Here is a 12,455-nt window from a genome sequence, read left to right on the forward strand (position 1 = left end):
CTGACCTTGCGACTTGAGCTTCCTGTAACGCTACAGAGCGTCGCATATACAGCCGTGCCGCGCAACGCCGATTCCACCTGAAATGGTATCGCCGCGCTGACCTAACCGCCGTCGGGCCGGAGTCTGGGGCTCAGTACCGCGGCTCGTACATCTGCGATTGCACCAGCCCTTTGACGTCATTGGGCGCGGGTCCGTCCGCCAGCCCGCGCTGATAGGCGACGTCGGCGACCCCGGCCGCGATGCGGACCGAGACCTCGCGGATGCGGGGCAGCGCCGGATAGAGGCTGCCCTGCCTCAGGTCCTCCTTGCCGACGCAATCGGCCAGCGTATGGGCCGCCGCCATGAACATTTCGTTCGTCACGAGGCGCGAGCAGCTGGCAATGACGCCGAGACCGACGCCGGGAAAGATGTAGGAGTTGTTGCCCTGGCGCGGCACAAAGGTGCGTCCGTTGAGCGTGACCGGGTCATACGGGCTGCCGCAGGCGAACAGCGCGCGGCCCTCGGTGTAACGATAGGCATCTTCCGCCGAGCATTCGGCCTTCGAGGTCGGATTGGAGAGCGCGAACACGATCGGATGCTCGTTGAGCGCGGCCATCGCCTTGAGCACGTCGGGCGTGAAGGCACCGCCGACCGCGGCGACGCCGATGATCGCCGTCGGCTTCAGCGTGTTGATCGCGGTCAGGAAATCGGCAATCGGCGCCTGATCGGTATGAGCATAACGGAGCTTGTGGCCGGAGAGGCTCGCCCGGCCACTAACGACGAGGCCACGGGAATCCACCAGCCAATTGCGGCGGAGCGCTTCGGCCTCGGCGGCGCCCTCCGCCATCATGGCGGAGACTACGAGATCGGCGATGCCGGTGGCGGCCTCGCCGGCGCCCAGGAACAGGATGCGTTGATCCCGGAGCTTGCCGCCGCTGATGCGCAGGGCCGAGAACAGGCCGGCAAGCGCCACCGCCGCCGTACCCTGGATATCGTCGTTGAAGACGCAGGCTTCGTCGCGATATTTGTGCAGCAGCTTGAACGCCGAGTGATTGGCGAAATCCTCGAATTGGATCAGCACACCCGGAAACGTCTTTCGCGCGGCGACCATGAATTCGTCGACGAAGCTGTCATAGGCCTCGCCCGTGAGCCGCCGCTCGCGCAGACCGAGATAATACGGATCGTTCAAGAGTTCTTCATTGTTGGTGCCGACATCGAGCACGATCGGCAGGCACAGCTCGGGATGCACGCCGGCACAGGCCGAATAGAGCGAGAGCTTTCCGACCGGAATGCCCATGCCGTTGGCGCCGAGATCGCCGAGGCCAAGGATGCGCTCCCCGTCGGTCACGACGATGAGCTTTGCAGGATAAGGCCAGTTCTTCAAAATCTCCGCGATCTGGCCGCGATCGCGCGAGGAGATGAACATGCCCCGCGGCCGCTGGAAGATCAGCCCGTATTTCTGGCAGGCGAGTCCGACAGTCGGCGTGTAGATGATCGGCTGGATCTCGTCGATATTGTCGACAACGACGCGAAAGAACAGCGCCTCGTTGCGATCATGCAGCGCATTCAGCGCGACATATTTTTCGAGGTCCGTCGGCAGCATCCGCAGATTGGTGAGCACGCGCTCGACCTGCGTCTCCATCGTGAGCAGGCAAGGCGGCAACAGGCCGCGCAAGCCGAGCGTGTCACGCTCCGCTTCCGTGAAGGCAGTACCCTTGTTGAGCAAGGGATCGCGCAGCAGCGTCATGCCGTGAGCGGGATTGGACGATGTCGGCTGAGCGACGACCCGGGCAGGTCTATTCACGAATTCCCCCAAGGAGTTTCTTATTGAACGGCGGCCATTGTCGGCCGGCGCTCCCCTGAGATCAAGGACGTTGGGACTCATGCGTCGATTGTGATCTCGCACCGCAGCGAGATTTTCCCGACATCGGCAGTTGCGCGAGAAAGGTTAACGCTGCAAGGCTTACTCGGGCTTGATGTCGGCAGCCTTCACGATCGGCCACCATTTCTCGGTCTCGGCCTTCTGGAACGTCGCGAACGCTGCCGGATGGGCGGAGGCCGGAAGTATGCGAGCGGCTATCCGGCCACCCGCCGTGGCGCCGGATTGGCGGCGCCATCAGCCGGCGGCGCGATCTGCATCAAGATGGTCTGAACGGGAGAGGCGACCTCGATCCCGCTCTGCTGGAAGCGCAGCTTCATGCGCCGGTTGAATTCGCGCTGCACCGGCCAGCGACCTGCCTCGGTACAGCGGATCTGGCCGACAATCGACACCATGGCGCCGTCGACCTTGTCGATACCCCAGAGATCGAGGTCGCCCCGGATCACGCCACGGAATTCGGGCTCGCGGCGCATCTCCTCGACGATGTCCTTGAGGATCTGACCGGCGCGGTCGGTATCTTCCTTGTAGGCGACGTTGACGCTGACGGAGGCGTTGCCGGCGCCGCGGCTGGCATTGGTGATGGTCGTCACCGCGCTGAACGGCACGATGTGCACCGCGCCGTCGCCGGCGCGCAGGCGGATGGTGCGGATCGAGACATTCTCCACGACCCCGGACAGTCCCGAGACGCTGACGTTGTCGCCGACCTGTACCGTGTTCTCCAAAAGCAGAAACAGGCCGGTGATGAGATCCTGCACCAGCTTCTGCGAGCCGAAGCCGATGGCGATGCCGACGATGCCTGCGCCCGCCAGCAGCGGCGCGACATTGACGCCGATCTCGCTCAGCGCCGTGAGGCCGACGATGGTGGCGATCAGGCACAGCAGCGCTGTCCGCAGCATCGGCTGGAAGGTGCGCAGCCGCGCGGCACGAGCATAGTGTCCGTCCCGCGACAGTGTATTGATCTGGCGATCCAGCAGCGCGTTGCTGGCTTCCCAGATCGCGGCCGCGATGCCTGCGGCGAGCGCGATCGTCACCACGGCCGAAAGCAGGCGGCTGCCGATCTGGCCGCCATAGAACCAGACGATGGCATCGACACCCCAGACTTCGAGCACGGCCACGAAGCCGACAAAGGCAATGACGCCCGAGACGATTTTGCGCAGCAGCGGCAGATAGCGGTTGGCGCGGATTTCCAGGCCCGGAAAACGCTGCAGGATCTCCGGCTTGATCCGGAAGCCGCGGTCGATCAGGCTCAGCGTCACCATGATGGCGACGCGCGTAATCAGCACCACCACGATGGTGCCGACGAAATATTGCAGCAGCAGCGAATAGCCGTTGCGGATGTTCAGCGCCCAGACCGCCCACAGCGCGACGACGAGGGCGATTGCAAGATAGTGCCAGCCGCCCGCGATGCGGTTGCGCAGGCGCGCCGCAATCCCCTGCTGGCCAGCGGACGCGCGAATGGCCTCGGCGACCTGGCGGCGGCATTGCAGGATGATGACCGCGATGAAGAGGTGCACCACCAACATTACCATGCGCAGCAGCGCCGCATACCCGGCGCGATGCAGGCCGAGCAGCAGCGCCACATTGGCGAAGGCGATGCCTGTTACGCCGACGCCGACGATGCGGCGCGCCCAGATCTCGATATAGGCCGCTGTCTCGGCGCGTACCGGAATCAGGCCGAACGGCCCCGCCAGCGCGCGGACGACGCAGATCAGCCCGCGCGAGAACACATAGGCGTTGACGACGGCGAGGATCACGAGGCGGACGGTGGCGGGATCGCCGATCTCCGTCCCAAGCAGCGCCGTCGCCGCGCCGACGAAGGCGAACACGGGCAAGAGTTCCAGCACGAGACGACCGAGCACGAAGGGCAGCCGCAGCAACACCTGCCAAGCCCGCGCCAGGCTCTTGCGCCGTTTGTGCAATTCCGGCTCGGGGGTGACATCGGCCACGGATGACGGCGGATCGGCAACGGGGAGCGCCTGTGCCGGCAGGCCCGCAGTCTGCGGCACGCGCGCTTCAAGGAACACGACCGGACGCCGGATCAGCCGGAAGATCACCCACTCCGCGGCGAGAGCGCAGCCGAACACCAGCGCCAGCTTCCAGGCAATCTCGATCAGGAGATTGTAGGCCGCGGGATCATTGGCGGTCCGCACGAACCAGTAATAGAAGGCCGGAAAGTGCGTGAGCGTCCGCGCCATGCCCGCGATCTCGCGCGAGATCTCGCCGATCTCCTCGGACACGGTAAGCAGGAGCTGCGCACCAAGCCCGTCGGCGGAGAGCGGGATCGGCGATTTCTGCTCTGGCGGCGGCGCAGGCTGCTGACCAGACGCATTTGCGATCGCGCGCAAGGTGTCGATCATCTGCGCGCGCTTCTGATCGTCCTGGAGGGTTTCGAGCGCGCGCCTTGCCTCGTCCGGGGACAGCGCGGCAGCATGATTGGTGGCCGGCGCAGGCGGCTCGGCACGGGCGCCGGAGAGAGATGAGATTGCGAGGAAGATGGCAGCGAGAAGCGCCGGGGCAAGCTTATGCGACACGAGGATTCCTTGAAAACAATAGATGCGCCCCGGCGGAGTCGGAATCGTCACCGCCGAAACGCATGCGTCATGTCGATGGTGCTATTCGCGCCGACCCTGTGTCGGAAGTTTGCCGACGAGACGTCTATCTCTTGGCATTTATCGCTATGCTGGATCGGGAACCGCGCTCTCGCGAACACGAGTGCCTGCTGGAATACGGTGCGCGCAATCGCCTTCATCCGGGATCCAGCCCGGGTGGCCTCTTCTGGGTCCAGCACGATTGGTATGCTACAAAACGCACAGCGCCGGGCAGGTAGGGGCTTTGCCTAACTGATGCAGCCCTCTAAACCTTGGCCCGGCGTGCCGTTCGCGGTTTTTGCCGCTATGCGATAGTCCGAACGAGCTCCATCGCACTTAACGCGGCTGGATTTGCGGAGGTGGCGTCATAGACCTCCCCTTGCTCATGAAGTGGACGTTGCTTGTCGCATATTTGCGACCCCCTGGATGGTCCTCCCGTGACACAAAACTGTCAAGCGGGATCAATGGCGTTGAAATCACATTTGAACGTTCCGATCCCGCCGCGTCACCGCTTGCCGCTCGCCTTCCCTTCCTGCTCCAGCGCCTTGCGCACTTCCTTGAATTCCCCCAGCGAGGCCTTATCAGCACGAGGGAAGCGCAGATCGAGCCGCTCGAGCGCCGCGACGATCACCGAGCCGATCACCACGCGCGCGAACCATTTGTGATCGGCGGGCACGACGTACCATGGTGCATGGGGCGTGGCTGTGTGGCGCACGATGTCCTGGTACACCGCCTGATAGCGCGGCCACAGCGCACGCTCCTTGATGTCGTCCAGGGAAAACTTCCACTGCTTGGACGGATCTTCCAGCCGGCCGAGAAAACGGGCGCGCTGCTCCTCTTTGGAGAGGTTGAGGAAGAACTTCAGCACCACGGTGCCGTTGCGCGCGAGGTAGCGCTCGAAGGCGGAGATATCCTCGAACCGCTCTTTCCAGATGTTCTTTGTCACGAGCTTTTCCGGCAGCTTCTCCTTGGAGAGGATCTCCGGGTGCACGCGCGTCACCAGGCATTCCTCGTAATGGGAGCGGTTGAAGATGCCGATATGGCCGCGCTCGGGCAGTGCGAGCACATGGCGCCAGAGGAAATCGTGATCGAGCTCCTTGCTGCTCGGCTGCTTGAATGCGTGGACCTCGCATCCCTGCGGGTTGATGCCCTCGAAGATCGCCTTGATCGCGGAGTCCTTGCCGCCCGCATCCATGCCCTGGAGCACGATCAGCAGCGACCAGCGATCCTGGGCGTACAGCTTCTCCTGAAACTCCGCGAGGCGCTTCTTGTTGGCCTCGAGAATCTCCTCCGCCTCTTCCTTGTCGAGATCGCCCTTCGCGTCGGTCTTGTGCGCCTTGAGATGAAACTTGCCGGATCCATCGTAGCGGAATGGCGTGATGTAACGGTCAAGCTCCTGGGCGAGCGATTTGGACGGCTTCTTGCTCATGAGCGCGGGGCACCTTGCGTTGCGGCTTCAATCGGTCGAGCACGCTACCAAGGATACCCTTGGGAAGGAATATGATGAAAAGGACGAGCAACACGCCATAGACGAGGTTGTCCCAGCCGACCGCCCTGGTGCCGAAGCCGATCCGCAAGGTCTCAGCCAGCAAAATGGTGATGACCGCCCCAACAGTCGGCCCCAGCGAAACGAACAGGCCGCCGACAATGGCGGCGAACACCATCTGGAGCGACACGGCGATGCCGCTGACGGTGTCCGGCGTGATGAACATCTGGTACTGGCAGTAGATCGCGCCCGCCAGCGCCGTCATCAGCGCGCTGATCAGCGTGATCTTCAGCTTCTCCGCGGTGACGTTGACGCCGGCGGCCGCCGCAGCGTCCTCATCCTCCGAGATCGCTTCCAGCGCGTAACGGCTCATGCTGCGGTCGATCAAGTGCCAGACAATGATGCCCACGAGCCATACACCAAGCGCGATCAGGTACCAGGTCGTCTTGTCGTCGAATTGCAGCGCCAGCAGCTTGTTGCCCGACGTTCGGCTTGGCGTGTAGCCGAGCGAGCCACCGGTATAGTCGCGCGTCGCCGTGATAACCTGGAGCACGATGCCTGAGAGCGCCAGCGTCACCAGCACGAAATAATGCCCGGTGATGCGGAAGCGGAAACAGGGATAGCCAACGATCAGCGCCAGCACGCCGGCGGCAACCATGCTGATCGGGATGCCGATCCAGGGCGACAAGCCCATGTGGTTCCACAGCAGCGCGGTGACATAGGCACCGATCCCCATGAAGCCGCCATGGCCGAGCGAGACAAGGCCGAACCGTCCCATCATCGACCACGATGTATAGGCGAACGACCAGATCAGGATCAGCACCAGGATGTGCAGGTGATAGGGATCGCGATAAACGAAAGGCAGCGCGACGAGCGCCGCCAATCCCACCGTCCACGCCACAAGCCGGCCCTGCACCATCATCGGCGCCTCGCAAACAGGCCCGCGGGCCGGATGAACATCATGACGATGAAGAAGGCGAAGGCGAGCACGTAGCCCCATTCGAGGTCGGAGAACAGGCCGCCGAGGGAGATGATCTCGGCAAAGACGAACGCGGCGATGAAGCCGCCGATGAAATTGCCGAGTCCGCCGAGCACGCAGATCAGGAAGGTGATCGGGCCGAATGAGAGACCGACGAAGGGATGCACGTCATATTGCAGCACCAGCAGACAGGCCGCGAGCCCCGCCAGCGCGCCGCCCAGCGCGGACGTGACGAGATAGATGCGCCTGGTGTCGACGCCCATCAGCGCCATGATCTGCCGGTCCTGAGAAATGGCGCGGATCGCGGTGCCGGTGAAGGTGCGGGTCATGAACAGATAGACCGCGATCATGCCGACCAGCGCGGCGAGAAAGGACAGCAGCCGCGCGTAGCTGAAATTCATCTCGCCGAAGGCCAGCACCGGCAAGCGGATGCCGAGATTGCGGAAGTCGATGCCGAAGGCAACGGTGGCAAAGCTCTGCAGCACGAACAGCACCCCACCCGTCGCGAGCAGCTGATTGATCGGGGGCGCGGTCAGCAATGGTGCGATCACGAGGTAGTGCAGCGCGGCGCCGAGGATCGCGACGAGCATGATGGTGAACGGCGCGGCAATGAAATAGCTGAGGCCGTAGTACTGCACCATGAAATACATGGCGTACATGCCGATCATGACGAGCTCGGCATAGCAGATCCAGGTCACGTCGATGACGCCGAAGATCAGATTGAGCCCGAGCGCGAGCAGCGCCAGCACGCCGCCGAGCAGGATGCCGTTGATCACGGCCTCCAGCAGGTAGACGTCGAAAATGTCCAGGAATGCCTGCATGGCCCTCACACCCCGAGATAAGCTTCCTTGACCGTGTCGCTCGCCAGCATCTCGGCCGAGGTGCCGGACGCCCTGATCGTGCCGGCCTCGATCAGATAGGCGCGATCGACGACGCGCAGCACCTGCTGCACGTTCTGCTCGACGATCAGCACCGTCAGCCCGCGCGCGCGGATCCGCTTGACGAGTTCGAACACCTGCTGCACCACGACCGGAGCCAGCCCTGCGGATGGCTCGTCGAGCAGCAAGAGCTTTGGATTCGACATCAGGGCACGGCCGATCGCGCACATCTGCTGCTCGCCCCCGGACATGGTGCCGGCCATCTGCTGGCGGCGTTCCTTCAGGCGCGGGAACAGGTCGAACACGACCTCCAGCCGCTCGGCGTAGTGGTCGCGCGCCTCCTTCATGAAGGCGCCCATCTTCAGATTGTCGTCGACGGAGAGCTGCGGAAACAACCGGCGGTTCTCCGGCACATGCGCGATGCCGAGGCTGACGATCTTGTGCGGCGGTGTTGCGACGACGTCGGCGCCTTCCATGGTGATCGACCCGCGCGAAGGGCGTATCAGGCCGGAAATGACGCGCATCAGGGTTGTCTTGCCGGCGCCGTTCGGACCGATGACGCCAACGGCCTCGCCGGCCTTCACGTCGAGATCGACGTTGAACAGCGCCTGGAATGTTCCGTAACCGGCGTTGATGGACCGAAGCTCCAGCATCGCTAGCCTCCGGCGCGGCGGCGCGCTTCGGCGGCCGCGGCTTGCGTCGTCTCGGCATCGGTGCCGAGATAGACCTCGATGACGCGCGGATCACCGGCGACCGCGCTCGGCAGCCCCTCGGAGATCTTCTCGCCGTGATCGAGCACCATGACGCGATCGACAACGCGCATCAGGACGCCCATGATGTGCTCGACCCAGATGATGGTGATGCCGAGCTCGTCGCGGATGTTGCGCAGCATGTCGGCCGCCTGGTCCATCTCGGCGTCGTCGAGTCCGCCGAGGCTCTCGTCGGCGAGCAATAGTTTCGGCGCGGTCGCAAGCGCTTTTGCCAGTTCGAGCTTCTTCAGGCCGGCCGCGCCCAGGCCATCGACGCTGGCATGGCGATCCGCCGGCAAGCCCACCATCGCCAGCGACCGCTCGGCGGCCTCCTCGGCTTTGGCGCGGCTGTGGCGCCCCTGACCGTAGAAGCCGGCGAGCGCGACGTTCTCGAAGATGGTCAGGCGGCGGAACGGCCGCGGAATCTGGAAGGTGCGGCCGATGCCGCGGTTGATGATCCGGTGCGGCGCGAGACCCGCGATCTCGTGGCCGGCGAACAGGATCGATCCGGAAGTCGGCGCCAGCGTGCCGGAAAGCATGTTGAAGATCGTGCTCTTGCCCGAGCCATTCGGGCCGATCAGGCCGAGGATCTCGCCCTGATCGACCCTGAACGACACATTGTTGACGGCGGTGAAGCCGCCGAACCGCTTCACCAACCCGCTGACCTCCAACACCAAAGCTCTCCGCCGCTACTGGTTGCTGTAGGTGGTGCCCTTCGGTAGCGGCAGCACGGCCTCGCGCTGCGCCTGGCTCTTGGGCCACACCACATGGGACTTGTCATCGAGATACTGGATCACCACCGGGAACGAGCGCTCGTTCTGGCCCGCCATCGGCGTGCCCTCGCCGTAGAACTTGACGCCGAAGCCGAGCATGGTGCCGCCCTCGGGAATGTCGGTATCGAGCGCGGCCTTGCGCAGCGCGTCGGGATCGACCCCGCCATATTTCTTGATCGCGCGCGGCAGCACATCGGCCATGAAGACGTAGGTGTTGGACGCGCCGATGCCGACATGGGCCGAGCGGATGGCGACACCCGGCCTGATCTTGTCGAACTCCTCGCCAACCATCTTGATCACGGCCGGGAGCTTCGGATCCATGGTCTTCTGGTTGGCGAGCCAGATCGAGATCGGGTCGGCGTTAAAGATGTAGGTAGCGTCCGCGCCCATGCCCTCCTTCAGCTTCTCGTAGACACCGTAACCCGCGCCATGCCCCATCAGTGCGCCGAACTTCAGTCCCTGCTCGCGGGCCTGGCGCAACAATAGCGTGATGTCGGGATTGTAACCGGTGTGGAAGATCACGTCGGGCTTGGCGCGCTTCAGCTTGGTGACCAGCGCCGATAGATCCGGCGCGGTGGCCGAATAGCCTTCCTTCATCACCACGCTGAAGCCCGCCTTCCTGGCACCGGCCTCATTGCCCTTGGAGACGTCGACACCATAGGCGCCGTCCTCGTGGATGATGGCGACGCGCAGGTCCTTGGGCTCCTTGTCGAACTTCGCCTTGGCGTTCTGCGCGATGAAATCCATCGTCATCATGCCGAACTGGTCGCCGCTCGCCTGCGGGCGAAACACGTATTTGTAGCCCTTCTCGTTGAACACGGCCGACGAGATGCAGGTCGTCATCCACATGAACTTCTCGAGCTGCTCGACGCGGGCCGCGACCGGCACGCATTGCGCCGAGGAGAAGAAGCCGAGCACCATGTCGACCTTCTCCTGTTCGAGCAGGCGGACGGATTCGTTGATGGCGATGTCGGGCTTGCTCTGCGCATCGGCGTAGACCGCCTCGATCTTGTAGCCCTCGACGCCGGTCTTGGCGAAATGGTCGAGGATGATCTTTGCACCGACATAGTTGAGCTCGGACCCGCCGCCTGCGAGCGGTCCGGTCAGGTCGAACACCACGCCAATCTTGATCTTCTTCTCCTGAGCCTGTGCCGAAGCCATCAAGCCCATCGCGGCGGTCGCGATCAACAGCCCACGTACCGAGCGGGCAGCCATGCGCAGGCGCATCAAAACCTCCCTGGACGATTGTGCATTGCGTCCGTCTTGCTGTTGGTTTTTGCCCATCACATTGGCTGAGCGAAGCGATGTCAAGCCTCGCGCGTCAGCGCGAGGCGAACTGCTGCACGACGAAGGCCGTGACAAATCGCGGCATGGACGGCGTCAGATCACTCGTCTCGCGCACGAGATGAATGGCCGACAGTTCCGGCTCGGCCTCGCGCGCGAGACTGGCTTCGATCCGGGCCCGAGCGGCCTCGCCCGGCACATCCAGGTTGAGAACCTGGATCATTGCAATCGTGGGGCCGGTAACCACGCAGTGCCAGTCCGGCTGAGCCCGGTAGTCGCCGGCGGTCAGGCCGGTCTCCTCCGCGATCTCGCGGACGACGCTGCCGGGAATGTCGAGCGCGTCGTCCTTGACGTCATCGAGATCCGGCGTGCCAGAGGGGAAATAGATCCGGCCCGCATTGGCGGTGTGCTGCCCCATCTCGCCCATCACGAAGGCGCCATCCGAGGTGCGCAACGCGCCCATGCCGAAGCCGTTGAACACGGTGGGATCGGGGAAGCCCCAGTCGCGCCAGGCGAGGAAGCTGGCAAAATCCGTCTCGAAATAGGTCGCAGCGAAATGACCGTCGGCGAATACGGGATCGCGTCCCAACAGGACGCGGCCGTTCCAGAGTTTCGGCCGCTCGCGCTGCTTCTCGGCAAAGTGCGCCGCGATCTCGGCGCGCCGTTCCTCGGCGAACGGCCAGATGATCGGCCGTACGGCGAGGCCAAGTGTCGTGACGCGATGAATGACCGGGGATGTCATGACGGGTCGGTTACCACGCCTTCGCGTCAGTTATTTGGCGCTCCCCGTGGTCTTCTTGGCCTGCTCGACGTACTTGTTGGTAAAAGTTTTGCTGACGTCAATCTTGGCGTTGGCCACGTCAGGCGAGCCGACGCTGAATACCGCGAGCACGGCGTCCGCACCCTTTGGGTCCATCTTACCGGTCTCAGAGAACATCGGGATCGTGTTCTTCAGCGCGGCAAGATAGAGATCCTTGTTCTTGCCGACCGTCTCCTCCGGCATCTTCGCCATGATCTCCTCGGGCGAGTGCGAGTGGATCCAGGCGAGCGTGCCCAGGATCGCATTGGTGAGCGCCTGCACCTCCTTCTCGTGACCGTTGACCCAGGCCGCGGTCGAGTACAGGGCACCGCCCGGATATTCGCCGCCGAACGTCTCGAGCGTGTCCTTCTGCGTGCGGGTGTCGCTGAGGATGCGCAGGTCCTTGTGGCTGCCCTGGAGCACGGTGACGGAGGGATCAAGCATCACCGCTGCGTCGATCTGCCCCTGCTCCATCGCGGCGACCGCGGTGGCGCCGAGGCCGACGCCGATCACCGCAGTGCCTGCGGGATCAAGGCCGTTCTTCTTGAGCATGTATTTGAGGAAGAAGTCGGTGGAGGAGCCGGGCGCGCTGACACCGACCTTCTTGCCGGCAAGGTCCTTGACCGACTTGATTTCGTTGGTGTGCGCGGGCGAGACCACCAACACGAGGCCGGGATAGCGGTCATAGACCACGAAGGCCTGGAGCTCCTGCTTCTTGGCGGCCAGATTGACGCAATGATCGAAATAGCCGGAGACGACGTCGGCACTGCCGCCGAGCACGGCCTTCAGCGCATCCGAGCCGCCCTTGAGGTCGATCAATTCGACACTGAGACCGGCCTTGTCGTACTCGCCGAGCTGCTTGGCCAGCACCGTCGGCAGATAGCACAGGCAGGAGCCGCCGCCGACTGCGATAGTGACTTTGCTTTGCGCCGCGGCAAGGCCGGCGGTGAGCGTCAGCGCGAGCAGCGCACCGGCGAGCCTGGCAATCGTGTTCTTCATTGGTTTCCTCCGTTCGGCTGGCGGCACCATAGAGCAGCGGATCGAGGTTGAGAAGCCGACTT

Annotated in this window: 10 protein-coding genes; all 10 read right to left on the reverse strand. The window is 63.8% G+C overall.

All coding sequences use genetic code 11. The annotated features are described in order from the left end of the window. Positions 1-130 precede the first annotated feature (130 nt). Positions 131-1,783, reverse strand: coding sequence for an NAD-dependent malic enzyme (locus tag GWG65_RS27750; protein WP_275198743.1), 1,653 nt, complete (start codon positions 1,781-1,783; stop codon positions 131-133). Positions 1,784-2,055: 272 nt separating this feature from the next. Then, positions 2,056-4,389, reverse strand: a complete 2,334-nt coding sequence (locus GWG65_RS27755; protein WP_275198744.1) for a mechanosensitive ion channel domain-containing protein — start codon at positions 4,387-4,389, stop codon at positions 2,056-2,058. 562 nt (positions 4,390-4,951) lie between these two features. Further along, entirely contained in the window at positions 4,952-5,875 is a 924-nt protein-coding gene (locus tag GWG65_RS27760) for a polyphosphate kinase 2 family protein (protein ID WP_275198745.1), read from the reverse strand. Then, positions 5,835-6,854 carry a branched-chain amino acid ABC transporter permease gene (locus GWG65_RS27765; RefSeq protein ID WP_275198746.1) on the reverse strand — a complete coding sequence of 340 codons (1,020 nt, stop codon included), beginning with the start codon at positions 6,852-6,854 and terminating at the stop codon, positions 5,835-5,837. The genes GWG65_RS27760 and GWG65_RS27765 overlap by 41 nt, the downstream gene beginning before the upstream one ends. Beyond that, the gene (locus tag GWG65_RS27770; protein ID WP_148740643.1) at positions 6,851-7,732 is read right to left on the reverse strand and encodes a branched-chain amino acid ABC transporter permease; all 882 of its coding nucleotides are present in this window, start codon (positions 7,730-7,732) and stop codon (positions 6,851-6,853) included. The genes GWG65_RS27765 and GWG65_RS27770 overlap by 4 nt, the downstream gene beginning before the upstream one ends. A 5-nt stretch (positions 7,733-7,737) precedes the next feature. After that, positions 7,738-8,442 carry an ABC transporter ATP-binding protein gene (locus GWG65_RS27775; protein WP_275198747.1) on the reverse strand — a complete coding sequence of 235 codons (705 nt, stop codon included), beginning with the start codon at positions 8,440-8,442 and terminating at the stop codon, positions 7,738-7,740. A 2-nt stretch (positions 8,443-8,444) separates the two neighbouring features. Next, positions 8,445-9,212: an ABC transporter ATP-binding protein gene (locus GWG65_RS27780; RefSeq protein WP_247385198.1), complete on the reverse strand. Its 768-nt coding sequence runs from the start codon at positions 9,210-9,212 to the stop codon at positions 8,445-8,447. A gap of 15 nt (positions 9,213-9,227) precedes the next feature. Next, positions 9,228-10,538, reverse strand: coding sequence for an ABC transporter substrate-binding protein (locus GWG65_RS27785; protein ID WP_275198748.1), 1,311 nt, complete (start codon positions 10,536-10,538; stop codon positions 9,228-9,230). A gap of 94 nt (positions 10,539-10,632) precedes the next feature. Continuing rightward, positions 10,633-11,337 carry an NUDIX hydrolase gene (locus GWG65_RS27790; protein ID WP_275198749.1) on the reverse strand — a complete coding sequence of 235 codons (705 nt, stop codon included), beginning with the start codon at positions 11,335-11,337 and terminating at the stop codon, positions 10,633-10,635. A 30-nt stretch (positions 11,338-11,367) separates the two neighbouring features. Beyond that, complete coding sequence (locus GWG65_RS27795) at positions 11,368-12,393, reverse strand: ABC transporter substrate-binding protein (protein ID WP_275198750.1); 1,026 nt, start codon at positions 12,391-12,393, stop codon at positions 11,368-11,370. Positions 12,394-12,455 lie beyond the last annotated feature (62 nt).

The sequence above is a fragment of the Bradyrhizobium sp. CSA207 genome, from assembly GCF_029051685.1.
In the GTDB taxonomy this organism is placed as follows: Bacteria; Pseudomonadota; Alphaproteobacteria; order Rhizobiales; family Xanthobacteraceae; genus Bradyrhizobium.